Source organism: Haemophilus sp. HMSC061E01, from assembly GCF_001810345.1.
Classification (GTDB): Bacteria; Pseudomonadota; Gammaproteobacteria; order Enterobacterales; family Pasteurellaceae; genus Haemophilus_D.
The window spans coordinates 456,035-482,924 of sequence record NZ_KV801015.1 but is presented as its reverse complement, the minus strand read 5'-3'; the positions used below and the strand labels follow the sequence as shown (position 1 = coordinate 482,924).

The 26,890-nt window shown below is 39.5% G+C and carries 23 protein-coding genes; 17 read left to right on the top strand and 6 right to left on the bottom strand.

All coding sequences use genetic code 11. The features are described from left to right. Positions 1-2 precede the first annotated feature (2 nt). The 9 genes from HMPREF2732_RS08275 to yfbR all read left to right on the top strand — a co-directional run bounded on the left by HMPREF2732_RS08275 (position 3) and on the right by yfbR (position 8,881). Entirely contained in the window at positions 3-521 is a 519-nt protein-coding gene (locus HMPREF2732_RS08275; RefSeq protein WP_070592410.1) for a prepilin-type cleavage/methylation domain-containing protein, read from the top strand. Then, a complete protein-coding gene (locus HMPREF2732_RS08270) occupies positions 509-1,234 on the top strand; it encodes a PulJ/GspJ family protein (RefSeq protein WP_070592407.1) in 726 nt (241 codons plus the stop codon). The genes HMPREF2732_RS08275 and HMPREF2732_RS08270 overlap by 13 nt, the downstream gene beginning before the upstream one ends. Beyond that, positions 1,231-1,917: a DUF2572 family protein gene (locus HMPREF2732_RS08265; protein WP_070592404.1), complete on the top strand. Its 687-nt coding sequence runs from the start codon at positions 1,231-1,233 to the stop codon at positions 1,915-1,917. Before HMPREF2732_RS08270 ends, HMPREF2732_RS08265 begins: the two co-directional genes overlap by 4 nt. 13 nt (positions 1,918-1,930) lie before the next feature. Continuing rightward, a complete protein-coding gene (locus HMPREF2732_RS08260; RefSeq protein ID WP_049364346.1) occupies positions 1,931-2,197 on the top strand; it encodes a DUF5374 domain-containing protein in 267 nt (88 codons plus the stop codon). Positions 2,198-2,234: 37 nt separating this feature from the next. Then, a complete protein-coding gene (gene recC / locus HMPREF2732_RS08255; RefSeq protein ID WP_070592402.1) occupies positions 2,235-5,594 on the top strand; it encodes an exodeoxyribonuclease V subunit gamma in 3,360 nt (1,119 codons plus the stop codon). Between the two features lie 77 nt (positions 5,595-5,671). Continuing rightward, entirely contained in the window at positions 5,672-6,121 is a 450-nt protein-coding gene (nrdR, locus tag HMPREF2732_RS08250) for a transcriptional regulator NrdR (RefSeq protein WP_005695670.1), read from the top strand. Position 6,122: 1 nt separating this feature from the next. After that, complete coding sequence (ribD, locus tag HMPREF2732_RS08245; RefSeq protein WP_070592399.1) at positions 6,123-7,253, top strand: bifunctional diaminohydroxyphosphoribosylaminopyrimidine deaminase/5-amino-6-(5-phosphoribosylamino)uracil reductase RibD; 1,131 nt, start codon at positions 6,123-6,125, stop codon at positions 7,251-7,253. A 2-nt stretch (positions 7,254-7,255) separates the two neighbouring features. Then, positions 7,256-8,278 carry an outer membrane-stress sensor serine endopeptidase DegS gene (gene degS / locus HMPREF2732_RS08240; RefSeq protein ID WP_070592397.1) on the top strand — a complete coding sequence of 341 codons (1,023 nt, stop codon included), beginning with the start codon at positions 7,256-7,258 and terminating at the stop codon, positions 8,276-8,278. Between the two features lie 6 nt (positions 8,279-8,284). Beyond that, positions 8,285-8,881 carry a 5'-deoxynucleotidase gene (gene yfbR, locus HMPREF2732_RS08235; RefSeq protein WP_049374037.1) on the top strand — a complete coding sequence of 199 codons (597 nt, stop codon included), beginning with the start codon at positions 8,285-8,287 and terminating at the stop codon, positions 8,879-8,881. A gap of 52 nt (positions 8,882-8,933) precedes the next feature. On the opposite strand, the gene HMPREF2732_RS08230 is transcribed toward yfbR, so the two are convergent. Beyond that, positions 8,934-9,701 carry a TOBE domain-containing protein gene (locus HMPREF2732_RS08230; protein ID WP_070592395.1) on the bottom strand — a complete coding sequence of 256 codons (768 nt, stop codon included), beginning with the start codon at positions 9,699-9,701 and terminating at the stop codon, positions 8,934-8,936. A 134-nt stretch (positions 9,702-9,835) separates the two neighbouring features. Here HMPREF2732_RS08230 and modA point away from each other — a divergent pair, with 134 nt between their 5' ends. From modA to modC, 3 genes are all read left to right on the top strand, one after another. Continuing rightward, positions 9,836-10,600 (top strand): molybdate ABC transporter substrate-binding protein, encoded by a 765-nt coding sequence (gene modA / locus HMPREF2732_RS08225; protein WP_083180179.1) that lies wholly within the window; start codon positions 9,836-9,838, stop codon positions 10,598-10,600. A gap of 94 nt (positions 10,601-10,694) precedes the next feature. Further along, positions 10,695-11,411, top strand: coding sequence for a molybdate ABC transporter permease subunit (gene modB, locus HMPREF2732_RS08220; RefSeq protein ID WP_261673772.1), 717 nt, complete (start codon positions 10,695-10,697; stop codon positions 11,409-11,411). Then, the gene (modC, locus tag HMPREF2732_RS08215; protein WP_070592391.1) at positions 11,398-12,453 is read left to right on the top strand and encodes a molybdenum ABC transporter ATP-binding protein ModC; all 1,056 of its coding nucleotides are present in this window, start codon (positions 11,398-11,400) and stop codon (positions 12,451-12,453) included. Before modB ends, modC begins: the two co-directional genes overlap by 14 nt. A gap of 59 nt (positions 12,454-12,512) precedes the next feature. On the opposite strand, the gene dnaJ is transcribed toward modC, so the two are convergent. From dnaJ to dnaK, 4 genes are all read right to left on the bottom strand, one after another. Then, complete coding sequence (gene dnaJ, locus HMPREF2732_RS08210; protein WP_049370241.1) at positions 12,513-13,649, bottom strand: molecular chaperone DnaJ; 1,137 nt, start codon at positions 13,647-13,649, stop codon at positions 12,513-12,515. A 140-nt stretch (positions 13,650-13,789) separates the two neighbouring features. Continuing rightward, complete coding sequence (locus tag HMPREF2732_RS08205) at positions 13,790-15,058, bottom strand: O-acetylhomoserine aminocarboxypropyltransferase/cysteine synthase family protein (protein WP_070592388.1); 1,269 nt, start codon at positions 15,056-15,058, stop codon at positions 13,790-13,792. Positions 15,059-15,169: 111 nt separating this feature from the next. Beyond that, complete coding sequence (locus HMPREF2732_RS08200) at positions 15,170-15,439, bottom strand: hypothetical protein (RefSeq protein WP_070592387.1); 270 nt, start codon at positions 15,437-15,439, stop codon at positions 15,170-15,172. A gap of 12 nt (positions 15,440-15,451) precedes the next feature. Further along, on the bottom strand, positions 15,452-17,353 hold the full coding sequence (dnaK, locus tag HMPREF2732_RS08195; RefSeq protein WP_070592386.1) for a molecular chaperone DnaK: 1,902 nt from the start codon (positions 17,351-17,353) through the stop codon (positions 15,452-15,454). 276 nt (positions 17,354-17,629) lie between these two features. Between dnaK and HMPREF2732_RS08190 the strand changes: the two genes are divergently transcribed. Then, positions 17,630-19,132 (top strand): YdgA family protein, encoded by a 1,503-nt coding sequence (locus HMPREF2732_RS08190; protein WP_070592385.1) that lies wholly within the window; start codon positions 17,630-17,632, stop codon positions 19,130-19,132. A gap of 55 nt (positions 19,133-19,187) precedes the next feature. Here the strand turns inward: HMPREF2732_RS08190 and mgsA are convergent, their stop codons facing one another. Then, positions 19,188-19,646: a methylglyoxal synthase gene (mgsA, locus tag HMPREF2732_RS08185; protein ID WP_070582169.1), complete on the bottom strand. Its 459-nt coding sequence runs from the start codon at positions 19,644-19,646 to the stop codon at positions 19,188-19,190. Between the two features lie 307 nt (positions 19,647-19,953). Between mgsA and aceE the strand changes: the two genes are divergently transcribed. The 4 genes from aceE (at position 19,954) to HMPREF2732_RS08165 (ending at position 26,839) form a co-directional block, all read left to right on the top strand. Beyond that, the gene (gene aceE / locus HMPREF2732_RS08180; RefSeq protein WP_070592384.1) at positions 19,954-22,620 is read left to right on the top strand and encodes a pyruvate dehydrogenase (acetyl-transferring), homodimeric type; all 2,667 of its coding nucleotides are present in this window, start codon (positions 19,954-19,956) and stop codon (positions 22,618-22,620) included. Between the two features lie 89 nt (positions 22,621-22,709). Beyond that, positions 22,710-24,608 (top strand): pyruvate dehydrogenase complex dihydrolipoyllysine-residue acetyltransferase, encoded by a 1,899-nt coding sequence (aceF, locus tag HMPREF2732_RS08175; RefSeq protein ID WP_070592383.1) that lies wholly within the window; start codon positions 22,710-22,712, stop codon positions 24,606-24,608. A gap of 91 nt (positions 24,609-24,699) precedes the next feature. After that, the gene (gene lpdA / locus HMPREF2732_RS08170; RefSeq protein WP_005695688.1) at positions 24,700-26,124 is read left to right on the top strand and encodes a dihydrolipoyl dehydrogenase; all 1,425 of its coding nucleotides are present in this window, start codon (positions 24,700-24,702) and stop codon (positions 26,122-26,124) included. Between the two features lie 163 nt (positions 26,125-26,287). Further along, the gene (locus tag HMPREF2732_RS08165) at positions 26,288-26,839 is read left to right on the top strand and encodes an NlpC/P60 family protein (protein WP_005695690.1); all 552 of its coding nucleotides are present in this window, start codon (positions 26,288-26,290) and stop codon (positions 26,837-26,839) included. Positions 26,840-26,890 lie beyond the last annotated feature (51 nt).

Sequence of the window (26,890 nt, the reverse complement as noted above, 5' to 3'; positions counted from 1 at the left end):
TTATGTATAAAGGGATAACCTTATTAGAAACCTTGATTGTATTATTTATTTTAAGCTTAACGTTAGCGTTTGCATTGCCTAAATGGCAGAAAAATGATCCCAAATATTTTCTCGAAAAAGAGCAACAACGGCTTTATTTTTTCTTACGTAATATTCAAGCGAGGGCAGAAAACTCATCGGCGATTTGGTTTATTTTGGCCAATCAAGATAGGGCGAATCAGCGTTGGTGTATCACTGCTCAAGTAAAAAGCGATCATTTTTGTGATTGTTTTCATCCCCAGAATTGTCCTAAAAACCTTTATGCGCATTTTTACTATCCTTATTTTGAAGGAAAAACGATGCTTATTGGCCCCAAACTATATCCGTCTGAAGTGGCGGTAAAATTTAATGGGGCCAGAAATACCATGGAAACGAATTGTTTTATGTTGCAGGCTGAAGAGTATCGTACATTGTTCTCTTTTTTCAATGTGGGCAGTATCAAATTAAAGTCTGATCAAGCGGCGAGTGCATGTACAAGATAAAACCATTAAAAGGCGAAACATTGGTGAGTTTATTAATTTCACTCGGCTTATCCGCATTATTATTGTTATTGGTTGCACAGTTTTATGCCCAAACTCAACAGCAAAATCAGCGTTTAATGTTACAACTCAAATTACAAGCGGAATTACAACGCACAATTCAACTCATCGGGAAAGATCTGCGTCGCGTAGGCTTTCGAGCCGCAAACCAAAAACTCATCGAAGATAATCTGGCTTTATTCGAATTAGACGAAAAGGGCACAGCAATAACCATTGCTCAAGCAGACAATGCACCATCAAATAGTTGTGTTTTATTTTTTTATGATTTGAATAGTAATGGTTGTATTGGTGAAAAATACACAAAAAACACCTGCGTAAATGGCGTTAAAAATGTGGCAAAAAATATCGAAAAGGAGCTATTTGGTTACAAACTTAACGGCAAAATGATCGAAACCAAACAAACTTATAAAAATGCGGTAAATGCGGATTGTCGTTCAGCAGAATGTCAGCGAGCTTTAACGCAATCTACTTGTAACGCGGGTGGTGGATGGACGGATTTATTGGATGAAAAAGAGTTTGAGATTTCTCAATTACGTTTTGATTGGTTAAAGGCCGGGAAAGGGATTGAAATCAAACTCGCAGGGCATCTTGCAACACATAAGCATATTCAATATGAAACTTCGCTTGTGGTGCCTTTATTAAATCAAGAAGAATGATCATGAAAAAAGGGATGGTGACACTGACGGCACTGGTTTTACTTTCGGGCTTATTGGCGCTGATCTTATTATTTGATGAACAGATCTTTGCGTTTTTTCGAGCTCAAATGAGTCAGCGAAAATATTATGTAGAACAGAGCCTTCCTCTACAGAAAATCAGTCAGCAGCAACAAACGCACATTTGCCAAAACTTGCCTTTAAATGGTGCTGAAAAAGTGAAACAAGTCTTTTTCGAGTCTTCAGGGGCAGAGGATAAAGTGGCCTATTCTGTTTGGTGTAAACGTGCAGCGTTATTTAAGAAATCGCCCACAAAAGGCATTAATGAAAATATGCTACGAGATTTTATTTCCAGCGAAAAACAAGCCGATTTTCAACCGCACTTTGTGAAAGTAGATACGACTTTAACTGCTCAAAAAATACCACAAGTGTATTGGATAACGCAAAGCCAATTAGAAATTAAAGGGAATGTGAGTGGTATTCTGCTAGCAGAAGAAAATTTAACCTTAACTGGCAAAGGGCGAATTAGCGGTGCAGTGATTACTGGAGGCTCACTTAAGTTGGAGGGAGACGTGACAGTAGCTTACGGTAAAGCCGTGGTGACAAAACTCGTACAAGAATATAGCCAATGGCGTTTGGTGGATAAAAGTTGGAGTGATTTAAGTGCGCAAGATCAAAGTGAATAAAGGCATGTCGTTAATGTCACTTTTATTGGCTTTATCGATTTTCAGCGGGTTATTTTTGATTTTTAACCGATGGACGACTGAGCAACGAAAAAGTGCGGTCAGAATTTTTCAAGAATTTCAGGCGATTCAAATTGCTGAAAATCAGGCTCAACGTCAGTTTTTAGGCTTGTCTTGTGAAAATAGCGTAGAACAAAATGGCATTCAATTTGCAATTCAATGCAGTCATCATCAAGTGAATATACGCTATCCTCAAGGTGAATTTTTATTGAAAACCGAGTAAAATAACGCATTGTTTTTGCTTTCAAAAGGGCGTTACTTTGTTCGTTACTTATTATTCAAACCAACCAGAAATTCAAAAGGATATTTTAGTTTCGCTGTTGGAAAATTTACCGCAAGATGATCCGTTTCAATCTGACATTGTGTTGGTGCAAAGTCCAGGTATGGCACAATGGTTACAAATGGAAATTGCTAAAAAACGCGGCGTTGCAGCGAATTTCCAATTCCCCATGCCTTCCAGTTTTATTTGGAAACTTTACGCCGATAATTTGCCGAATGTTTCTACGCAAAACCCTTTTGAAAAAGATTCAACGTTATGGCGATTAATGCGATTAATCCCTACCTTTTTACAGCAAAAAGAATTTGAACCATTAAAAAAATATTTAGCGTCCTCACCGGCATCAGAACAGCAGAAGCTTTATCAATTAAGCCTAAAAGTTGCCGATTTATTTGACCAATATCTCGTCTATCGTCCCGAATGGATTGCCGCATGGGAAGAAAATAACGATGAAAAGATCTTGGCTCAAATTAATCAGCAAAAGCAGTGGGGGGCGGCGTTAAATCCTACCTTTCTTTCTCAAATTAAAGGCAATATTCACTGGCAGGGAATTTTATGGCGAGCCTTGGTGGATGATGTCCAACGTGATTTCGGTGGAAAAGCAAAACATCGTGCTGCACTCAATCAACAATTTTTAGCATTATGTCGTGATCCCAATGCGATACTCAACTTACCAGAACGTATTTTTATTTTTGGTATTCCAGCATTGCCAACGGTTTATCTCAATATTTTCCAAGGTATTTCAGCTAAAACAGACGTGCATTTATTCTTTAATAATCCATGTCAAGAATATTGGGGCGACTTGCGAGATCTGAGTAAATCCTATTTATTAGAAAGACAGCGTTTCGTGCAAGAAAGTGATGATGTGAAGCCTTTAATTTCAGCCGAGCAAGTGTCATGGGAACCAGCTGACCTTGATTACACCAATCAACAAGAAGAATTATTCAGCGGAAATCCGCTTTTAGCCTCTTGGGGAAAAATGGGACGGGATTTTCTCTATCAATTAGTGCGAGATGAGGAGAATATTCAAGCTATTTCCCGTGATTACTATGCAGAACTTCCCGGAAAAACATTGTTAGGGCAGATCCAAAATCAAATTTTGACGTTGAGTCATGGTGCATTAAATGTAGCGAAAAATGACCGCTCTTTGGTCGTGAAATCTTGCCATAGCGCGATGCGAGAAGTTGAAGTGCTGCATGATTATTTGTTGGATTTATTCAATCAAAATCAGCATAAGCCAAAAGAAGAGCAGATTACACCAAAAGATGTGGTGGTCATGGTGGCCGATGTTAATCAATACACGCCTTATATTCAGGCTGTCTTTGGGGCGAATAGTGCGGATGCTCCTACTATTCCATTCTCGATTTCTGACAATAAATTGTCTGAAAGTGATGTGATCGTGTCGAGCTATCTTTCCCTGTTAAATTTAAGAGAAAGTCAGTTTGGCGCAGAAGAAGTATTGGCTTTATTAGATATTCCCGCTATCCGTGAACGTTTTAATATTGCCCTTGCAGATCTCGAGCAAATTCGCGAATGGGTGAAAGAGTCGGGTATTCGCTTTGGTTTAGAAAAATTGCAGAATACACTGAATTTTAACGCGTGGCAGGCGGGACTTGAACGTATGATCTTAGGTTATGCGATGCGTGAAGAACAAGGCGTTTGGCAAGACAGTCTTGGATTTGATAGTAGCTATGGATTGAAAGGGCAGTTAGTCGGTGCGGTGAATCAATTTTTTACTGCCTTAAATAAATGGCATCAAGATTTGCAAAAGGCACACAATATTGAAAAATGGCGTGAAAAATTAACCGCACTTTTGACGGATTTCTTTGTGCAAAATGAAGAAACTGCGGATACCTTATTTTATATTCAAGATTGTATCAATGCCTTTGCCGATGATTTGCAGACCGTCAATTTTGAGGAAACTTTGCAAGCGGATGTGATTGCGGAAGTGATGTCTGCACGTTTAGAAGATACACCAAACAGCCTTCGTTTCTTAGCGGGGAAAGTGAATTTCTGCACACTTTTACCAATGCGCTCTATTCCTTTCAAAGTGGTGTGTTTGCTTGGGATGAATGAGGCAGATTACCCACGCAGTCATACCCCAAATAGTTTTGACTTAATGCAATATCATCATCAAAAAGGCGATCGTGTTCGTCGAGATGATGATCGTTACTTATTCCTTGAAGCCTTACTGGCTGCAAGATCTCATTTTTATGTGAGTTATGTGGGCTGTTCGATTATTGATAATCAACCCCAAGAGCCTTCAGTATTGGTGAGCCAGTTAATTGATTATATTAATCATTATTCAGAAAATAGCTTGAGAATTGAACAACATCCAATGACGGCGTTTAGTCCAAGTAATTTCCAACATGAAGGGACAATTAACCGCTCTTTTGCAAAAAAATGGCTGCCGATTGCGCAATTCCAAGAAAGAAAATGTCATGAATTTGTTGTGCCGATGGGCGAAAATCAAGAGCCAATAACGGAAATTGAACTCGATCGTTTTGTGAGTTTTGTTGAAAATCCAGTGAAATTCTTTTTTGAAAAGCAGCTTGGCGTGTATTTCCGAGATGAAGACGATCGCATTGAAGAAAGTGAAAACTTTACGTTAAATGCTTTGGATCATTATCGCATTAGTAATGAGTTATTGCATTTAGAGGAAGCGCAATTTAACGATTATTTTGCCAAACAGCGAGTGAAAGGCATCATGCCACGCGGCGAGTTTGCGGAAGTTTGTGCACAATCCATTCGTGCTGATGTATTGGCTTTTAAAGAGAAAATTAAGGATTATTCTTCACCACATAGTGAGAGTATTGATTTTGTAGTGGAAACGGCACAAGGCAATATTCGTTTATTTGGCTATATGGAGCCATTATTTGGTGATGAAGATCAGATAATCGAATGGCGATTTGCAAAATATAAAGATCGTTATCGTATTCGCCCATGGCTTTATTATCTCATTCAACTGGCGACAAAAGAGAACGCACTGCCACCACGTATTATCGCTAAAGATAAGGATTTAACATTAAAAACAATAGAAAAATCAACCGCACTTGAGAAACTGAAAATGTATGTCGAGGCTTATTTACAAAGCCAGCAACAAATTCAGCTCATTCCAACGGAAAATATAGCGAAGTTTATTGAAAAAGATGAAAATGCGGTCAATTTTGACAATGTTTTGACGAATATCGAATCTCTTGCGAAAGATGATCCTTATGGTTACGGTAAAGCTGATCCTTATTGGGCGAGGGTGTGGGGGCAAACAGAACAATTTAAATCGAAGGATGGTCTCTTGCGGTTGGCGAAACAAACCACATCCTGGTTTGGAGAAATGTTGTCTTAAAGCGGATCTTCAGATCGAAAAGATCCTGGATTTTTGATAAGATACAGGCTTAAGAATAATTTTGAAAAGGATCTAAAATGCGTTGTCCGTTTTGTTCAACTGAAGAAACTAAGGTGATTGACAGCCGTTTGGTTTCTGATGGGTATCAAGTGCGTCGTCGTCGGGAATGCGGGAATTGTCATGAACGCTTTACCACCTTTGAAACGGCCGAATTAGTGGTGCCAAAAATTATTAAAAATGATGGGTCACGCGAGCCGTTTAATGAAGATAAATTGCGTAGCGGTATTCAACATGCATTAGAAAAACGCCCTGTAAGTTCGGATGATGTGGAAAAAGCCATCAGCCATATTATTATTCAATTACGTGCGACGGGTGAGCGCGAAGTGCCAAGCCATCTCGTAGGTAAATTAGCCATGAATGAGCTGAAAGAATTAGATAAAGTGGCGTATATCCGTTTTGCGTCCGTTTATTTGAGCTTTGATAATATCAATGAATTTACCAAAGAAATTGAAAGCTTAAAGGATTAGTATGAGTGACACCTTTTCCCCTGATGATGTGAAATTTATGCAACTGGCTCTTGAGCTTGCGGCAAAAGGGCAGTACACCACTACGCCTAATCCATCCGTAGGATGTGTGTTGGTTAAAAACGGTGAAATTGTCGGGAAAGGGTTTCATTTTAAAGCCGGCCAGCCTCATGCAGAACGTGTGGCGTTGGCAGGTGCCGGTGAGAAAGCGAAAGGCGCAACTGCTTATGTGACGCTTGAACCTTGTTCTCATTATGGCCGCACACCGCCTTGTGCATTAGGTTTAATTGAAGCGGGTGTCAGTCGAGTTGTTGCTGCCATGGCAGATCCTAATCCTCAAGTGGCTGGCAAGGGCTTGAAAATGCTGGCTGATGCAGGTATTCCAAGTACGGTCAATTTATTGAATGAACAAGCAGAAGCCTTAAATAAAGGTTTTCTCAAACGTATGCGAACGGGCAAGCCTTATGTACAGCTAAAATTAGCCATGAGTTTAGATGGCCGAACAGCTATGGCGAGCGGTGAAAGCAAGTGGATCACGGGTGAAGCAGCCCGTGCGGATGTACAAAAAATGCGAGCCAAAGCGACCGCACTTTTATCTACAAGTGCTACCGTGTTAGCCGATGATCCAAGCTTGAACGTGCGTTGGAATCAATTCCCCGACGATCTAAAAGCGGAATATGCTGAAGATACTGTGCGTCAGCCTATTCGCATAATCTTAGATTCTAAAAATCGAGTTCAACCAAGTCATCAATTATTCCGCACCCATTCGCCAGTTTGGCTTGTGGGTTCAATTCCACGAGATATGTCTCTATTCCCTGATTTCTGTGAGCAAATGTTACTGCCAGAAAACTATGATTTCGATCTATTGATGACAGAATTAGGTAAACGACAAGTGAATTCCGTTTGGGTTGAAGCCGGCGCCAATTTAGCGGGTAGCTTGATTGAACAACATGCTGTAGATGAATTAATCATTTATGTTGCCCCGAAACTCTTGGGAGATAACGCTCGAGGATTATGCCAACTCCCGCATTTGGAAAAACTTGCTGATGCCCCATTGTGGCAATTGCAAGAATGTGAAAGAATTGGGGATGATTTAAAGCTCAGTTATTTACCTAACTTATTAATAAAAGAATAAAAATGTTTAAAAAACTTTTCCACTCAGCCCTTTGGGGGCTTGCCGCGGCAGGTGTTATTTTATTTGCCGTTCCTAAGCTTAATAACAGCAGCCTTTTCTCTGCTGATGATATCGTTTCGTTCAACAGTGCCGTGAGAATTGCTTCTCCTGCTGTGGTGAATGTGTACAACCGATCTTTTTCTTCTGCCAGTATTAATGATAGCGATCAATTACAGGTAAATAACTTAGGTTCAGGTGTGATTATGACGAAAGACGGTTATATACTCACCAATAAACACGTTATCCAAAATGCCGATCAAATTGTAGTCGCACTGCAAAACGGTAATATTTATGAAGCGAATTTAATCGGTTCGGATAATTTAACGGATCTTGCTGTACTAAAAATTAAAGCAACCGATCTTTCCACGATTCCACAAAATAAAGAGCGCCAAGTGCGTGTTGGTGATATTGCTTTGGCTATTGGTAATCCATATAACCTTGGTCAAAGTGTTTCCCAAGGGATTATCAGTGCGGTAGGGCGTAGTGCTGTAGGGGATTCTTTAGGTCGTCAAAACTTTATTCAAACTGATGCCTCGATTAATCGTGGTAATTCAGGTGGCGCATTGATTAACTCAGCGGGCGAATTAGTAGGCATCAGCACGTTAAGTATTGGCAAAACAGCGAATGAAATTGCGGAAGGACTGAATTTTGCGATTCCGATCAGCATTGCAAACGATGTGTTATATAAAATTATTCGCGATGGTCGTGTGATTCGTGGTTATTTTGGGGTACAAAGTGAAATCACCGCTAATTCAAACGGTGGCATTGTGATTACAGGTGTGACCGCCAATAGTCCCGCAGCAAAAGCAGGTATTCAAGTGGGGGATGTGATTTTACGTTTAAATAAACAAGATAATCTGTCTATTCGTGAAATGATGCAAATTATCAGTGATACTAAACCGAATACAGAAGTCATCGTCACAATTTCTCGTTTAGGTAAAATGATTGATCTTCCCGTGATTATTGAAGAGTTGCCGTCTAATTAAGGATGTATTGTGGAAGTTAAAACCAGTCACTTTTTTGCCTGTTTAGATCGTCTTCGCTTAATTCAGCGTTGGTCATTGATGCGCAATATTGAAAAGGAAAACTTGGCGGAGCATAGTCTGCAAGTTGCCTTTGTGGCACAAGCCTTAGCCATTATTAAAAATCAATTTTTTGGTGGGGAAGTGAATCCTGAGCGTATTGCGGTGATGGCGATGTATCATGATACCTCTGAAATTTTCACCGGTGATTTACCCACACCAATTAAATATTTCAACTCTGAAATCACTCATGCTTATAAAGATATTGAAGCAGCTGCAGAATTGCATTTAATTAGTTTGCTCCCGACTGAATTGCAAGAGAGTTTTGCCCCATATTTAGATAGTGAGCAATTTAGCCCAGAAGAAAAGCATTTAGTAAAACAAGCGGATTTGATTTGTGCGTATATCAAGGCTCAATTTGAATTAGAGCATGGTAACCATGAATTTAAAACAGCCAAAAAACGTTTAGAAAATCTAATGGAACAATGGCACAGTCAAGAAATGGATTACTTTTTACAGGTCTTTTTGCCGAGTTTTGGGCGCTCGATTGATGAGATTGCGTTATAAGCGAAAATAAAAAAAGTGCGGTTAATGTTGACCGCACTTTTTGTTTCTAGGATTATTTCAATGTTGCCAAAATAATCTGTTCTGGATCCACGTGTAACCACACATCTTGTCCCACTTTCCAACCATCTTTGCTATGAATGCTGGCACAAAATTCAATTGAGCTATCTTTTACTTGCAGAATCGCTTCTTCATTCTGCATTGAAAGAATTGTTGCTTGGAAAAGGTTATTTTTTTCTTCTAATGGGGTAGCACTAATTTTCACCCAAGGGGCTTTAAACATGACCATCACTTCTTTTTCAGTAATGAGTCTGAGACGCTCAGCGCTGCGCATTGTGATCGAAACATGTAATGGATGAGCTAAATCCTGAATGTTTACTGCAACAATACAGCGAGAGTCCACGATATGTTGGCTTGCCACCTTACCGAAAAATTGATTGCGCGCGCTACTTTGTAAGGAGAATTTTGCCGTTGCTGAAAGTAGGCTGTTTAGTGGGATCGTCTCATCTTGCAGAATATGAAAGGCGTGTTCTTGTGTTTGTTCGAGCAAATCATAAAGCTGCAGTAAACGTTCTGCGTAAGTAGTTAATGAAGTACCGCCCCCATTTTTCCCACCGATATTACGTTCTAAAAGCGGTTTGGGGCTGATTTTATTCATCGCCTCAAGGTGATCCCAAGCACTTTTATAGCTCACTTTAGCGTTTTTAGCTGCTTGGTTGATTGAGCCACATTCTTTAATTTCTTTTAAGAGGCGAACACGTTTTGGATCAATAAATAATTCTTGATGAAGTTTGATCGTCAGTAAAATTTCAGTTTGTTTCATCATCTCCTCCTAATACACAATTCTGTTTATTTTACTTGATCTTTAAGTTTTTCTGTATTTTTATTTAAAAATTTAAGTTATAATTTACCCGTAGTATATTTTTTTATATATAGTTTCATTTATATAGGAGATAAATAATGAAATTAACTAAATTTGCAACCGCACTTTTAATTGCAGGCATGGGCGTATCTTTTGCAGCATCAGCAAAAGTGACTGTATTTGCTGCCGCTTCAATGACTGATGCGTTACAACAAATTGCGGATCAATACCAAACTGAAAAGCCAAATAATACCGTCGTTTTCTCTTTTGCCTCTTCTTCCACCCTTGCAAAACAAGTTGAAGAAGGTGCACCTGCAGACTTATTTATTTCAGCTAGCAACAAATGGATGAAATATTTATCAGACAAAAATCTCACTGTAAAAGAAACTGAAAAAGTATTGGCAGGCAATGAATTAGTATTAATTGCGCCGGCTAAAAGTGCTGTTAATTCAGTGGATATTGCCAAAGGTGAATGGATCAAAGGCTTAAAAGACAGCTATTTATCTGTAGGTGATCCTGCACACGTTCCTGCAGGACAATATGCTGAAGAGTCATTAACCAAATTAAATTTATGGGATCAAGTTAAAGATAAATTAGCGCGTGCGAAAGACGTGCGTGGTGCATTAGCCTTAGTTGAACGCGCTGAAGCCCCTTATGGTATCGTGTATAGCACTGATGCGAAAGTGAGTAAAGACGTGAAAGCAGTAGGTGTATTCCCGAAAGACAGTTATAAACCGGTTGAATATCCAGTCGCGATTTTAAAAGATCATGACAATGCGGATACCCGTGATTTCCTTAACTACTTAGAATCGAGTGCAGCGAAAAAAATATTTGTTGAATATGGTTTCTCTGTGAAATAATGAGTTCAGACTTTATAAAGAAAGGACAGGAAACTGTCCTTTTTATTATCTCTAAAGAAATTTCGTCATATCGACATATACACAAGGAAATATTTTGCTCTCTTGGTTTCAATTAAGCCCGATGGAATGGGATGCGATTCACTTAAGCATGAGTGTTGCATTGAGTTCTATGCTTTGGAGTTTGCCTTTTGCGATTTTTATCGCTTGGCTGCTGGCTCGTAAGGAATTCTACGGCAAGTCTCTGGTTACAGGAATTATTCATCTACCTTTGGTGTTACCACCGGTGGTAATTGGTTATTTATTATTAGTCGCCATGGGGCGTAACGGTTTTATCGGTAAGTATTTATATCAATGGTTTGGTGTATCCTTTGGCTTTAGTTGGAAGGGAGCGGTATTAGCTTCAGCGGTGGTGGCATTTCCATTGGTCGTGCGGGCGATTCGTCTTTCCTTAGAAAGCATCGATTTTAAATTAGAGCAAGCCGCACAAACGCTTGGCGCTTCGCCTTGGCGAGTTTTTTTTACAATCACGTTGCCTCTTTCTTTACCTGGCGTGTTGGCGGGTTTAGTATTAGGTTTTGCTCGTTCTTTAGGTGAGTTTGGTGCAACTATTACTTTCGTTTCCAATATCGCAGGAGAAACTCAAACTATTCCTTTAGCGATGTATTCATTTATCCAAACACCAGGCGCAGAAGCACAAACTGCACGACTTTGCTTGTTTGCGGTGATCCTTTCATTAATTTCTTTATTGCTTTCCGAAACCTTAAGTAAACGGATGCAGAAAAAATTGGGGCAAGGCGATGCTACACATTAATGTACAACAACAATTAGGTCGCCTGACCTTACGTGCGGATCTGCAACTGCCAACTCAAGGTGTGACGGCGATTTTTGGTTTGTCAGGTTCGGGGAAAACCTCATTGATTAATTTGGTGAGTGGTTTAACTCATCCCGATCAAGGATTTATTCGTTTAAATGACCGCACTTTGGTGGATGTGGAGAACGGTGAGAATCTCCCCGTGCATCAGCGCAAAATCGGTTATGTATTCCAAGATGCGCGTTTATTCCCGCATTACAATGTCAAAGGCAATTTACGTTATGGCATGAAGAATGTCAGCCATGAAGATTTTGACTATATCGTTCAGCTACTTGGTATCGAACCGTTACTCAAACGCTATCCGCTGACTTTATCAGGCGGTGAAAAACAACGTGTGGCGATTGGGCGAGCCTTATTAACTGATCCTGATATTTTATTAATGGATGAACCGCTTTCTGCTTTAGATGTGCCTCGTAAACGTGAGCTTATGCAATATTTAGAAAGTTTATCCAAAGAAATTAATGTGCCGATTTTATATGTGACACACAGTTTAGATGAATTATTACGCTTGGCCGATCGCGTGGTGCTAATGGAAAATGGCAAAGTGAAAGCCTATGACACCTTAGAAAATGTATGGAACAGTCCGCTATTTGCCCCTTGGAAAGGCGAATCAGAGCAGAGTAGTGTATTGGCGTTGCCAGTATATTTACATAATCCAACTTATAAAATGACCGCACTTTCTTTAGGCGAACAGCAACTTTGGATCAACGAAGTGCATCATCAAGCGAATGAAAAAGTGCGTGTCTGTATTTATAGTTCCGATGTATCACTCACTCTCAGCAAGCCAGAGCAAACGAGTATTCGTAATATCTTACGTGGGCAAATTGTACAAATCGTTCCGCAAGAGAATCGCATTGACATTGCGGTGTTGGTAGAAGGGCATAAAGTTTGGGCAAGTATCAGTAAATGGGCGTTTAATGAATTGCATTTCGCTCAAGGCATGGATGTTTATGTACAAATAAAAGCCATTTCAGTCGTATAAAGTAAAAGTGCGGTCAATTTCAAAACAGTTTTAAAATTGACCGCACTTTTTGTTTAGGCTTACTTACCTAAGTTATCAAAGAATTTCTTCACACCGTCTAAAAAGCTTGAAGATTTCGGACTATGCGACTTTTGTCCTTTCAAACTTTCTTCCAGTTTCTCTAATAATTCTTTTTGTTCTTTATTTAAGTTCACCGGTGTTTCAATCACTACGCGACAAATGAGATCGCCTGCGTAGCCGCTACGAGTAGAGCTCACCCCTTTACCACGCATACGGAAGAGTTTGCCTGTTTGGGTTTCAGCAGGGATTTTGAGTTTCACTTTACCGTCTAAGGTTGGAACTTCAATTTCACCACCTAATGCAGCCATTGAGAAACTGATTGGCACTTCGCAGTAGAGGTTATTGCCATCACGTTCAAAGATATGATGTTCTTTAACGTGAATCACCACATATAAATCACCTGCTGGTGCACCATTTTCGCCCGCTGCACCTTCGCCGCTTAAACGTAATTGGTTGCCGGTATCCACACCTGCTGGGATTTTAACGGAAAGGTTTTTCTTCTTGTGAACACGACCTTCGCCATGGCAGCTTTTACATGGTTTTTCAATTTTCTTACCAGAACCATGACAAGTAGGACAAACCGCTTCAGTTACGAAGAAACCTTGTTGGCGACGAATACGACCTGAACCATGACAGCTTGGGCATGTCTCAACTTTTGATCCTTTTTCTGCGCCAGTACCATCGCAGCTATCACAGTGAGCAAGGGTATTAATCTGGATATCTTTGGTTGTACCTTTTACGGCTTCTTCTAACGTGATTTGGATGTCATAGCGTAAATCTTCACCGCGAACAACACGCTGACGACCGCGTCCGCCACCGCCGAAGATATCACCGAACATATCTCCAAAAATATCACCGAAATCAGCACCGCTGAATCCGCCACCGAAGCCACCGCCTCCCATGCCGCCTTGTTCAAAGGCTGCATGGCCGTATTGATCGTAAGCGGCACGTTTTTCTTTATCACCTAGGATTTCATAGGCTTCTTGGATTTCTTTAAATTTTTCTTCTTTGGCTTTATCACCTTTGGTTCTATCAGGGTGATATTGCATGGCGAGTTTTTTGTAAGCACGTTTAATTGCTTTTTCATCTGCGCCACGTTCAACACCAAGAACGTCGTAATAATCTTTCTTTGCCATAATGTTTTCGTTTTCCGTTTAAAAATATAAATTTAAAAAATTTTATTTTGTTATTGTATGGTATCGCGTTAACAACATACCTAAGAATAAAAATAATGTCGAAGTCAGAAATATCAAGGGTAAATTCGTTAATTTATGACTTATTTTGCTGCTGCAAATGCTTGCTCTAAGTCAGCTAAAATATCTTGAATATTTTCAATGCCGCAAGACAGGCGAATAAGTCCTGCAGAAATCCCTGCTTTTTCTAATTCAGCTTCACTTAATTGGCGATGCGTTGAAGTCGCTGGATGTAATGCACAAGTCCGAATGTCGGCTACGTGTACTTCACGAGAGGTCATTTGCAATGCGTTTAACCATTTTGCCGCGGTTTCTTTATCACCTTTAATCTCAAAGGAAATAACGCCACACAAACCGTTAGGTAAGTATTTTTGTTTGAGGGCATAATCTGGCGAACTTGGTAAGCCAGGGTAATTCACTTTAACAACTTGCGGATGTTTTTCTAAAAACTCGGCTACAGCCTGTGCATTTTCATAATGGCGTTGCATGCGAAGCGCAAGAGTTTCCATACCTACATTCAATAAGAAACTATTTTGAGGAGCTGGTGTAGCACCTAAATCACGCATTAATTGCACGCGTGCTTTGACAATATAAGCTGCAGGGCCAAAAGTTTCTGTGTAAACCAAACCATGATAAGTTTGGTCTGGCGTGCTTAATTGCGGATATTTGCCATTATTCCAATTAAAGTTACCACCATCAGTAATTGAGCCACCTAAGGCAATAGCATGACCATCTAAATATTTAGATGTACTGTGAATGACCACAGTTGCGCCAAATTCGATTGGACGACAAAAATAGGGCGTTGCAAAGGTGTTATCAACTAATAATGGCACGTCTGCAGCTTTCGCTAAGGTAGAAAATTTTTCAATATCCAACACGCGTAAAGCGGGGTTCGCAATGGTTTCAGCAAAAACAGCTTTTGTATTTGGACGGATTGCTTTTTTGAGCTCTTCAAGTGGTAAATCTTGATCCACAAAAGTCACTTCGATACCCATTTTTTTGAATGTATGGGCAAATAAATTGTAAGTACCGCCATACACATAAGAAGAGGAAATGAAATGATCGCCTGCTTCTAAAATATTCAACATCGCATAGAAAACTGCAGATTGACCAGAAGCAGTACACATTGTTGCTACACCACCTTCAAGTGCTGTGATTTTTTCTTCCGCAGCATTTGTTGTTGGGTTTGCTAGGCGAGTATAGAAATAACCGGCAGCTTGTAAATCAAATAACTTGCCAATTTCTTCTGCAGAATCGTAAGTATAAGTGGTGCTTTGTACGATTGGTTGAACACGTGGCTCTCCATTTTTGGGGCTATAACCGGCATGGAGACATTTTGTTGCAAATTCCATTGTGTTTTCCTTGAGTTGTGTTGGTTTTGGGGAGTAAAGTGCGGTCAAAACTTTTACTTTTTTTATTGATAAATACACGAAAAGGGCGTATTTCTACGCCCTTAGTTATCGCTATTTTTCGATGAAAAAGCTTGAATATTCAATTTTGTCAGCAATCAATTCAATATTTGATGGGTAAACCCAGTTATCTTTATTATTGAATACTCCTATAGGGTATTCATATAAATAACAGCGTATATCGAATTCATCATTGTATAGCTCATATTGATTTTGAGTTCCCATTTGACGTTCATCAGAACCAACAAGATCAAATTCAAATTCGTCTACACTTAATTTTTGTTCTACACCATCATTTTTGATTAATAGAAATTGATCAGACATGGAGTATTCTCCTTATTTATTATCTTTCACTTCTTCAAACTCAGCATCAACAACATCATCATTTGGTTTGCTGTTGCTTTGAGCTTGTTGTGCATCAGCTTGCTGTTGAGCCACTTGAACAAGTTTTTGAGCAACTTCTGCAAGTGCTTGAAGTTTAGCTTCGATAGCCGCTTTATCTTCACCTTTCGCAGCTGTTTCTAAATCGCTTAGTGCACTTTCAATTGCTGCACGATCTTCAACTGGAACTTTGTCACCTGCTTCTTCTAATTGTTTACGTGTGCTGTGTACAAGGTGATCTGCTTGGTTGCGAGCTTGTACTAATTCTTCAAATTTACGGTCTGCTTCAGCGTTTGCTTCTGCATCACGAACCATTTGTTGAATTTCTTCATCACTTAAACCTGAAGAGGCTTTGATGGTGATTTGTTGTTCTTTACCCGTACCTTTATCTTTCGCAGAAACGTGGATAATACCGTCAGCGTCGATATCGAAGGTTACTTCAATTTGTGGCATACCGCGTGGAGCAGGGTTGATGCCTTCAAGGTTGAATTGACCTAAAGATTTATTCGCTGATGCTTGTTTACGTTCACCTTGTAACACGTGAATGGTTACTGCACTTTGGTTATCTTCTGCTGTTGAGAATACTTGCGATTTTTTAGTTGGAATCGTCGTGTTTTTCTCAATTAAGGTAGTCATCACACCACCCATAGTTTCAATACCTAAAGATAACGGTGTTACGTCTAACAATAATACATCAGTTACATCACCTGCTAATACACCACCTTGAACTGCTGCACCGATAGCAACGGCTTCATCTGGGTTCACATCTTTACGAGGTGCTTTACCGAAGAATTCTTCTACTTTTTGTTGTACTAATGGCATACGGGTTTGACCGCCCACTAGGATAACATCATCAATTTGTGATGCACTTAAGCCAGCATCCTTTAATGCAACTTTTACAGGTTCAAGTGATTTAGCCACTAAATCTTCTACTAAAGATTCTAATTTAGCACGAGTTAATTTAATGTTTAAGTGTTTAGGACCTGTAGCATCTGCAGTGATGTAAGGTAAGTTCACATCAGTTTGTTGTGCAGAAGAAAGTTCAATTTTCGCTTTTTCACCTGCTTCTTTTAAACGTTGCATTGCAAGTGGATCGTTACGTAAATCAACGCCTTGTTCTTTTTTGAACTCATCTACTAAGTAGTTGATGACGCGGTTATCGAAGTCTTCACCACCTAAGTGAGTATCACCGTTGGTTGCTAATACTTCGAAGGTTTTTTCGCCACCTACTTCATCAATTTCGATGATAGATAAGTCGAATGTACCACCACCTAAGTCATAAACAGCGATAGTTTTGTTGCCTTGACCTTTATCTAAACCGTAAGCTAATGCTGCTGCTGTTGGTTCGTTGATAATACGTTTAACTTCTAAACCAGCGATACGACCTGCATCTTTTGTAGCTTGACGTTGAGCATCGTTAAAGTATGCTGGAACGGTAATTACTGCTTCAGTTACTGGCTCACCCAAGAAATCTTCTGCAGTTTTCTTCATTTTCTTCAATACTTCTGCAGAGATTTGTGGAGGCGCAAGTTTGTCACCTTTTACATTTACCCATGCATCACCGTTGTCTGCTTTGGTGATTTCAAATGGCATAATGTCGATATCACGTTTTACTTCAGCATCTTCAAAACGACGACCGATTAAACGTTTAATTGCAAATAGTGTATTTTTCGGGTTGGTCACTGCTTGGCGTTTTGCCGGTTGACCCACTAAAATTTCGTTATCATTTGTATAAGCGATAATTGACGGGGTAGTACGATCGCCTTCTGCGTTTTCAATTACGCGTGGTTTATCACCATCCATTACCGCGACACAAGAGTTTGTTGTACCTAAGTCAATACCAATAATTTTTCCCATTTTGTTACTCCTAATTAAATTTTAAATTCGTTGTAAACTGTTACGATGAATAAGATGTGGATGCTTTTTCGCATTTCAAGAGGCAAGATTTAAAATTTTTTCTTCCTTTTAAAGTGCGGTTATTTCCGTTCTTGTTTCACAAAATAAGTACAACTGAACAAAGTTCAAGGGGGAAATATAAAATTATTTTTGAAAAATAAGAAAAAAATTGTGATTTGTGATAAATTGCCATCAATTTTAACCATCTATTATCTATTAGTTAGCAAAGGAATCAAAATGAAAAAATCAACCGTAGCATTAGGTATCATTGTTGCTCTTGGTGTTGTAGGTGTCGGTGGCGCATGGTTTACTGGCGAAAAGGCACAAACTGAATATTTACGTCAAATTGAATTAGCAAACCAAAAATTCCAAAGTTTAGGTTTGTCAGATTCAGTGAATCTTGTTTATAAAAATAAGCAATTTGATCGCAGTTTCTTTACTTCTCAAGTGGAAGATGAAGTAGTTATTTCTTTACCAAAAGAAGGACAAGTATTTACTATTCCGTTTTCAACTAAACTTTATCATGGTCCATTTCCACTTAATCAGTTGGAAAAATTTAACTTTGTACCAACGATGTTTTCAGCACAAGGTGTGATTGGTAAAAATGAAACCACACAACCTTTATTTGATTTACTTAAATCAGATAAGCCTATTCAATATCAAGCATCTACTAGCTATAGCTTAGCAACAAAAGGTAAAGTTGAATTAGCCGCAGGGGAAGTGACAGATCCAAATTCTCCACAAAATAAAATAGCGTGGTCAAATGTCAACATCGGTTTTGATGTAGATAAAGATCGTGCAGGTAAATATGACATGACCTTAGATGAAGTGACTGCTGATTTAAGACCTAATAGTGCAGATGGGGAAGATAGCCAGGATGCTACTGCGGTTAAATCAGTAAAAACAAAGATGAAGGGCATGAAATTAGACGCTTCATTCAATCCTACAAAATGGGCTTATATTTATACGGGGAAAGGTTCTTATACTACTGAAAGCTTCGAAATGACGAGCACTGATTATGCTGGAAAAACGACCTCTCTTATTGAAAAAGGCTTAAAAGCAACATCTGATGTTTCACTTAATGGTGATTTTGTAAACTTAAAAAGTGAAAGTGCAGTAGATTCATTCGTGTTAGATGGAAAAGAGTTAGGAAAATTAACTAACAATAGCGAGTTAAATCATATTGAAGCAAACGCAGCAAATGCTTTGGTTGAAGCACTTTTCACTGTCTTTAAGTCAGTCAGAGATGATAAAAATGTGAATGATGAAGTTGTATCTGAAATTTTAAGTTCATGGGTTGAAAATCATGGTATGGCTATTTTTAATAATCAGCCTCAAATTAAACTTAACCCAGTGTCAATTTCAGATAATCAAGGTAAAGTGTCATTAGATTTAAATGTAGCATTAGCGAAAGATCCGAAATTTGATTTAATGAAAGGGAGTTTATATAAACAATTTACGGATTTTGCTGTGCATATTCATGTAGATAAAGCGACAGCAGAAAAAATCATGACACAATTTGCTCCAGAAGAAGATAAAGCTTTGATTAAAGATAAAATTGAAGAGCAAGCCAAACAAGCCGCGGCACAAAATATTGTGGTGAATAACGATAAAAATGTGACGCTAGCCTTAGTACTCGAAAAAGGTGAATTAAAACTTAATGGTCAAGTGATTCCAGAAGAGCAGGTTCAAGGTGTGCTATTTATGTTAATCATGAGTGCTGCAATGCAGGGTAAATAATTAACGAGTAAATAAACAGAAAGGAGATAAAGTGATTTATCTCCTTTTTATTTGGTTAATTTAAACGTGCTTTTAAATATCCTTCATAATCGGGGATATCAATATTGATTTCTTGATCAAATAAACTTGATGTTAATAGAAAATCGGCTGTGCTTTGATTAATCGCCACTGGAATATTCCAAACAGTTGCAATACGCATTAAGGCTTTTACATCAGGATCATGTGGTGCCGCGTTCATCGGATCCCAAAAGAAAATCATCATATCAATTTTTTTCTCAGCAATTAGTCCACCGAGTTGTTGATCGCCTCCCATCGGGCCACTTAATAGCGAGGCTATTTTGAGTCCCGTTTCTCTTTCTAATAGATGGCCTGTTGTACCAGTTGCATAAAGTTGATGGGGCGCGAGTGCCTCTTTGTGTTTTTTTACCCAATTGAGTAGATTTTGTTTACAGCTATCATGTGCAACGAGCGCTATTCGTTTATGAGAAAAGATTGGGCGAGTTGTAGTATTCATATTTTGTCCTCTAAAAAGCTCAAAAGCATACAAACACTTTAGATCAAAGCGGGTAGGGAATGCAATATGTAAAGTATGCTTTAACTTAAAGCCAAAAATCCTTTAAAAATGACCGCACTTTTAGTGAAGAGTATTGCAATAACAGGAAGAAATGCATGAGAACAGTGAAAATCTACTATCTTTCTTGCAAAAAATCTTCTAAAATTTACAGGATTTGTTAAATGTTTGTAACATTGATTAACAAGCTTGATTTTCGTGTTTGGTCATGACCAAACTTTATTTTCACTCAGTAAAATAAGGAAAGACTATGTCAGATACCTTAGTAAACGACATTGACCCAATTGAAACACAGGATTGGTTGTCAGCTGTTGATTCATTAATTCGTGCAGAAGGCGCAGAGCGTGCGCATTACATTATCAATCAGGTGATCGATCAGGCACGTAATGGTGGCGTGAACATTGCAAAAGGTGGCGTAACAACCCCTTATGTTAATACCATCCCACTTTCTGAACAGCCAGCATACCCAGGTGATAAAGCTATTGAGCGTCGTATTCGTAGTGCTGTACGTTGGAATGCGATCATGGCGGTATTACGTGGCCAGAAAAAAGATCTTGAATTAGGTGGCCATATTTCAACTTATCAATCTGCAGCAAGCATGTATGAAGTCTGTTTTAACCACTTCTTCAAAGCTGCTACAGATAAAAACGGCGGTGACTTAGTCTTCTTCCAAGGCCACGCGGCACCAGGTATGTATGCTCGTGCATTCGTTGAAGGTCGTATTACTGAGGATCAAATGAATAATTTCCGTCAGGAATGTGAACCAGGTAAAGGTCTTTCTTCTTACCCACACCCGAAATTAATGCCTGAATTCTGGCAATTCTCCACAGTATCGATGGGTTTAGGTCCAGTAAATGCAATCCGTACTGCTCGTTTTTTAAAATACTTAGATAACCGTGGCTTAAAAGACACCAAAGATCAAAAAGTGTATGCTTTCCTTGGTGACGGTGAGATGGACGAAATCGAAGCAAAAGGTGATTTAACATTTGCAGCACGTGAAGGCTTAGATAACTTAATCTTCGTAGTAAGCTGTAACTTGCAACGTTTAGATGGTCCTGTAACGGGTAACGGCAAAATCGTTCAAGAATTAGAAGGTTTATTTGCTGGTGCTGGTTGGGAAGTCATTAAAGTTATGTGGGGTAGTGGCTGGGATAAATTATTTGCAAAAGATACTACCGGCAAATTAACCCAATTAATGATGGAAGTACTTGACGGTGACTATTTAACCTTCAAATCTAAGAATGGTGCATACGTTCGTGAACACTTCTTCGGTCGTTATCCTGAAACCGCTGCATTAGTGGCTGATATGACAGATGATGAAATCTGGGCATTAAGACGTGGTGGTCACGATTCAGAAAAACTTTATGCGGCATTCCATAAAGCGCAAACTGCAGGTAAACCTGTTGTGATCTTAGCGCACATGGTTAAAGGTTATAAAATTCCTGAAGCAGAAAGTAAAAACACTGCGCACCAATCGAAAAAAATGTCTCTCGAAAGCTTAAAATCTTTCCGTGATCATTTCCAATTAGATATTAAAGATGAAGATATCCCTAACTATCCGTACATCACCTTCCCAGAAGGTTCGGAAGAATACAATTATCTTCACGGCAGACGTAAAGCGTTAAATGGTTACTTACCAAAACGTTTACCAAAATTCACCACTGAATTTAAAGTGCCATCATTGGAAGAATTTGCCCCATTATTGGAAGAACAAGCGCGTCCAATTTCAACTACAATGGCATTCGTGCGTTTCTTAAATACCTTATTGAAAGATAAAAATATTGGTAAACAAATTGTGCCAATTATCGCTGACGAAGCACGTACTTTCGGTATGGAAGGTTTATTCCGTCAAATCGGTATTTACAACCCACATGGTCAAAACTATGTACCTTCTGACCGTGACTTAGTGGCTTACTACCGTGAAGCGAAAGATGGTCAAGTATTACAAGAAGGTATCAATGAATTAGGTGCTGCATCATCTTGGTTAGCGGCAGCGAACTCATACTCTGTAAATAACCTGCCGATGATTCCATTCTTCATCTACTACTCAATGTTTGGTTTCCAACGTGTGGGTGACTTAATGTGGGCAGCAGGTGACCAATTAGCACGTGGTTTCATGATCGGTGGTACTTCTGGCCGTACAACATTAAATGGTGAAGGTTTACAACACGAAGATGGTCACAGCCATATTCAATCTCTTGTTATTCCTAACTGTGTGTCTTATGACCCAGCTTACGTTTATGAAGTGGCAGTTATCCTACAAGACGGTATCAACCGTATGTACGGTGAAAAACAAGAAGATGTGTTCTACTACATCACCACATTAAATGAAACTTACGAACAACCAGCAATGCCAAAAGGTGCAGAAGAGGGTATTCGTAAAGGTCTTTATAAATTTGAAACCGTTGAAGCGAAAGACAACAAAGGTCATGTTCAATTATTAGGTTCTGGTGCGATCTTCCGTCACGTTCGTGAAGCAGCACAAATTCTTGCAAATGAATATGGCGTAAGCTCAGATGTATATAGTGTGCCTTCATTCACTGAAGTAGCTCGTGAAGGTGCGGATGCAGTACGTTGGAATATGTTACACCCAACAGAAACACCACGCGTACCTTACATTGCACAAGTCATGAACGATGCACCAGCTGTAGCGGCTACTGACTACATGAAATTGTTCGCAGAACAAGTTCGTGCATTCATTCCAGCACAAAGCTATCACGTATTAGGTACTGATGGTTTCGGTCGTTCAGACAGCCGTGAAAACTTACGTGAACACTTTGAAGTGGATGCGCGTTATGTTGTGGTTGCAGCATTACATGAGCTTGCAAAACAAGGCAAATTTGATGCGAAAGTGGTGGCTGATGCAATCGCGAAATTTGGTTTAAAAACTGAAATTTTAAATCCGCTTTACGCTTAATAAACAATATCCTGTGCGCTAAAACGCACAGGAGCATCTACAAATAAAGTGCGGTTGATTTTAACTGCGTTTTTTAAAGGTAAGATAACATGTCAAAACAAATTCAAATTCCTGATATCGGTAGTGATGAAGTTACCGTAACAGAAGTGATGGTGAAAGTAGGTGATACCATTACCGCTGATCAAAGTATTATTAATGTTGAAGGTGATAAAGCTTCAATGGAAGTACCTGCACCAGAAGCCGGTGTGGTAAAAGAAGTATTAGTAAAAGTGGGTGATAAAGTCACAACTGGCACACCAATGCTTGTATTAGAGTCAGCGGATGCGGCAGCGCCTGCTCCAGCAGCACCTGCGCCGGCAGCCGCACCAGCAGCTGCAAGTGTAGTTGAAGTCAATGTACCCGATATCGGTTCAGACGAAGTAAACGTGACAGATATTATGGTGAAAGTCGGTGATACTGTTGAAGTTGACCAATCAATCATCAATGTTGAAGGTGATAAGGCGTCAATGGAAGTGCCTGCTCCTGTTGCTGGTGTCGTAAAAGAAATTTTAATCAATGTGGGCGATAAAGTTGTTACTGGCAAATTAATCATGAAATTTGAAGTGGCAGGTGCAGCACCAGCACCAGCCGCAGCGCCTGCTCAACAAGCTTCGGCACCTGCAGCAGCACCGACAGCTTCAGCGATTAAAGAAGTGAATGTGCCTGATATCGGTGGCGATGAAGTTAACGTAACTGAAATCATGGTTGCCGTTGGTGACAGCGTTTCTGAAGAGCAATCTTTAATCACCGTTGAAGGCGATAAAGCCTCAATGGAAGTGCCAGCTCCATTCGCGGGTGTGGTAAAAGAAATTTTAGTGAAATCAGGTGATAAAGTTTCAACTGGTTCATTAATTATGAAATTTGAAGTGGCGGGTGCAGCACCTGCTCCTGCAGCGGCTCCAGTAGCGGCAGCTCCAGCGCCTCAAGCAGCACCTGCAGCAGCGCCGGTAGCACAACCAGGTAATGTATCTGGCTTAAGCCAAGAACAAGTTGTCGCAAGCGCTGGCTATGCACACGCAACTCCAGTGATTCGCCGTTTAGCACGTGAATACGGTATCAACCTTGATCGCGTAAAAGGTACGGGTCGTAAAGGTCGCGTAGTAAAAGAAGATATCCAAGCTTACGTGAAAACCGCTGTTAAAGCATTTGAAACCGGCACGGTTTCTTCTGCAGCCGCAGGTAATGGTGTGGCAAATGGCGCAGGCTTAGGCTTATTACCATGGCCGAAAGTTGACTTCAGCAAATTTGGTGAAGTGGAAGAAGTTGAATTAAGCCGTATCAACAAAATCTCTGGTGCAAACTTACATCGTAACTGGGTAATGATTCCACATGTTACTCACTTCGATCGCACAGATATCACAGATTTAGAAGCATTCCGTAAAGAACAGAACAAGATTGTTGAAAAACAAAAATTGGATGTGAAAATTACACCAGTTGTGTTCATTATGAAAGCAGTAGCGAAAGCATTAGAAGCGTTCCCACGTTTCAATAGCTCTATTTCTGAAGACGGTCAAAAATTAACACTTAAAAAATACATCAACATTGGCGTAGCGGTAGATACACCAAACGGTCTTGTTGTACCTGTATTTAAAAATGTGAACAAAAAAGGTATTATCGAACTCTCTCGTGAATTAATGGAAGTCTCCAAAAAAGCACGTGACGGTAAACTTTCAGGTTCTGATATGCAAGGTGGTTGTTTCACTATTTCAAGCTTAGGAGGTATTGGTACAACTCACTTTACACCAATCGTAAATGCACCAGAAGTGGCAATTTTAGGTGTGTCTAAATCAGAAATGCAACCGGTATGGAATGGTAAAGAATTTGAGCCACGCTTAATGCTTCCATTATCATTATCTTTCGACCACCGTGTGATCGATGGTGCTGATGGTGCTCGTTTCTTAAGCTATATCAATGGCGTATTAGCTGACTTACGTCGCTTAGTGATGTAATTAACATGGTAAGATGTGAGTGATTAGGCTCACATCTTACAGAAAGGACCGCAAGTGCGGTCAAAAATTTGAACGTTTTTACGAGGTAAAAATGAGTAAAGAAATTAAAACCCAAGTTGTGGTACTTGGTGCTGGTCCTGCAGGTTATTCAGCGGCATTCCGTTGTGCGGACTTAGGTTTAGAAACAGTACTTGTTGAACGTTATTCAACATTAGGTGGGGTATGTTTAAACGTAGGTTGTATCCCTTCTAAAGCATTACTTCACGTTGCTAAAGTAATTGAAGAAGCAAAACACGCAAGCAAAAACGGTGTGTATTTCGCTGAGCCTCGCATTGATTTAGATGAAGTGCGCGCAGGTAAAGAAGCGGTTGTGGCGAAATTAACAGGCGGTCTTGCAGGTATGGCTAAACAACGTAAAGTCACCGTTGTTGAGGGGTTAGCGGCGTTTACCGATCCACATACATTAGTAGCACGTGATCGTGATGGTAAACCAACTACAATCAAATTCGATAATGCGATTATCGCAGCGGGTTCTCGCCCAATTCAATTACCATTCATTCCACATGAAGATCCACGTGTTTGGGATTCAACAGATGCACTTAAATTAAAAGAAGTACCGAAAAAACTGTTAATCATGGGTGGTGGTATCATCGGTTTAGAGATGGGTACCGTATATCATGCATTAGGTTCTGAAGTTGAAGTGGTTGAAATGTTTGACCAAGTGATTCCAGCGGCAGATAAAGATGTTGTTGCAATCTACACCAAACAAGTTGAGAAAAAATTCAAGTTAATGCTTGAAACTAAAGTGACAGCAGTTGAAGCAAAAGATGATGGTATCTATGTTTCAATGGAAGGTAAAGCATGTAATGATACTAAACGTTATGATGCAGTATTAGTGGCAATCGGTCGTACACCAAACGGTAAATTGATCGATGCAGGTAAAGCAGGTGTTGAAGTGGATGAACGTGGTTTCATTCATGTTGATAAACAAATGCGTACCAATGTGCCTCATATCTTTGCAATCGGTGATATCGTTGGTCAACCAATGTTAGCTCACAAAGGTGTCCACGAAGGTCACGTAGCGGCAGAAGTGATTGCAGGACAAAAACATTACTTCGATCCAAAAGTCATTCCTTCTATTGCTTATACTGAACCAGAAGTAGCTTGGGTAGGTAAAACTGAGAAAGAATGTAAACAAGAAGGTTTAAACTACGAAGTCGCTAAATTCCCTTGGGCTGCTTCTGGTCGTGCGATTGCATCTGAATGTGCAGAAGGTATGACCAAATTAATCTTCGATAAAGATACTCATCGTATACTTGGTGGGGCTATCGTGGGGGCTAACGGTGGTGAATTGTTAGGTGAAATCGGTCTTGCGATTGAAATGGGTTGTGATGCGGAAGATATCGCATTAACGATTCATGCTCACCCAACACTTCATGAGTCTGTGGGTCTTGCAGCTGAAGTATTTGAAGGTTCAATTACCGATCTTCCAAATGCAAAAGCGAAGAAAAAATAATCAATTCTAATCCTTTTAAGGGCTATTCATTGAGTAGTCCTTATTTTTTTTGAGATCTCACTCACAAAATTGCATAAAAATTCAATAAAAACTGGCGAGCATAATGACTTTTTGATAAAATCCGACCAGTTTTATTTTTATATTTTTTTATTATTTAAAAGCTATGTTAAAGAAGATTTTGATTATTGTAGGTTTAGCTGTTTTGACAACAGCCTGCTCTAACAATTCGGGGCAGGCTCAAAATGGCATGATTAGTGAAAGTGATGATGCTGAGTTAACGGGATTGATTGCCGGTTTAGATGGGAAAAAAGGGGGCGTTTACCCTAAATTAAGAACTAACCGTCCTAAATCAGGTTTAATTGGTGACAAAGCACTTGCTCAAGTTTATAACGAATGGGTGGGAACTCGTTATAGAATGGGTGGTACTTCAAAACATGGTATTGATTGTTCTGCATTTATGCAAACTGCTTTTCTCGATGCTTACGGCATGGAGCTTCCACGTTCAACTTCAGAACAACGCTATTTAGGTCGCCAAATCCAAAAACATGAATTACGTAAAGGTGATTTAGTGTTCTTCCGTCGCAACAATCATGTTGGCGTTTATATTGGTAATAACCAATTTATGCATGCAAGTACAAGTCAAGGTGTAACAATTAGTTCATTGGATGAAGATTATTGGTCAAGAACTTATACACAATCTCGTCGAGTGATGTAATGACAATTTTATTTCAATAAAAAAGTGCGGTTAATTTTAACCGCACTTTTT

Bases quoted from the DNA above. Each gene is read 5' to 3' on its own strand.
- HMPREF2732_RS08275 (WP_070592410.1), top strand. From the start codon at position 3: ATGTATAAAGGGATAACCTTATTAGAAACCTTGATTGTATTATTTATT.
- HMPREF2732_RS08270 (WP_070592407.1), top strand. From the start codon at position 509: ATGTACAAGATAAAACCATTAAAAGGCGAAACATTGGTGAGTTTATTA.
- HMPREF2732_RS08265 (WP_070592404.1), top strand. From the start codon at position 1,231: ATGATCATGAAAAAAGGGATGGTGACACTGACGGCACTGGTTTTACTT.
- HMPREF2732_RS08260 (WP_049364346.1), top strand. From the start codon at position 1,931: ATGTCACTTTTATTGGCTTTATCGATTTTCAGCGGGTTATTTTTGATT.
- nrdR (WP_005695670.1), top strand. From the start codon at position 5,672: ATGCGTTGTCCGTTTTGTTCAACTGAAGAAACTAAGGTGATTGACAGC.
- ribD (WP_070592399.1), top strand. From the start codon at position 6,123: ATGAGTGACACCTTTTCCCCTGATGATGTGAAATTTATGCAACTGGCT.
- degS (WP_070592397.1), top strand. From the start codon at position 7,256: ATGTTTAAAAAACTTTTCCACTCAGCCCTTTGGGGGCTTGCCGCGGCA.
- HMPREF2732_RS08230 (WP_070592395.1), bottom strand. From the start codon at position 9,701: ATGAAACAAACTGAAATTTTACTGACGATCAAACTTCATCAAGAATTA.
- modC (WP_070592391.1), top strand. From the start codon at position 11,398: ATGCTACACATTAATGTACAACAACAATTAGGTCGCCTGACCTTACGT.
- dnaJ (WP_049370241.1), bottom strand. From the start codon at position 13,649: ATGGCAAAGAAAGATTATTACGACGTTCTTGGTGTTGAACGTGGCGCA.
- HMPREF2732_RS08205 (WP_070592388.1), bottom strand. From the start codon at position 15,058: ATGGAATTTGCAACAAAATGTCTCCATGCCGGTTATAGCCCCAAAAAT.
- HMPREF2732_RS08200 (WP_070592387.1), bottom strand. From the start codon at position 15,439: ATGTCTGATCAATTTCTATTAATCAAAAATGATGGTGTAGAACAAAAA.
- dnaK (WP_070592386.1), bottom strand. From the start codon at position 17,353: ATGGGAAAAATTATTGGTATTGACTTAGGTACAACAAACTCTTGTGTC.
- HMPREF2732_RS08190 (WP_070592385.1), top strand. From the start codon at position 17,630: ATGAAAAAATCAACCGTAGCATTAGGTATCATTGTTGCTCTTGGTGTT.
- mgsA (WP_070582169.1), bottom strand. From the start codon at position 19,646: ATGAATACTACAACTCGCCCAATCTTTTCTCATAAACGAATAGCGCTC.
- aceE (WP_070592384.1), top strand. From the start codon at position 19,954: ATGTCAGATACCTTAGTAAACGACATTGACCCAATTGAAACACAGGAT.
- aceF (WP_070592383.1), top strand. From the start codon at position 22,710: ATGTCAAAACAAATTCAAATTCCTGATATCGGTAGTGATGAAGTTACC.
- lpdA (WP_005695688.1), top strand. From the start codon at position 24,700: ATGAGTAAAGAAATTAAAACCCAAGTTGTGGTACTTGGTGCTGGTCCT.
- HMPREF2732_RS08165 (WP_005695690.1), top strand. From the start codon at position 26,288: ATGTTAAAGAAGATTTTGATTATTGTAGGTTTAGCTGTTTTGACAACA.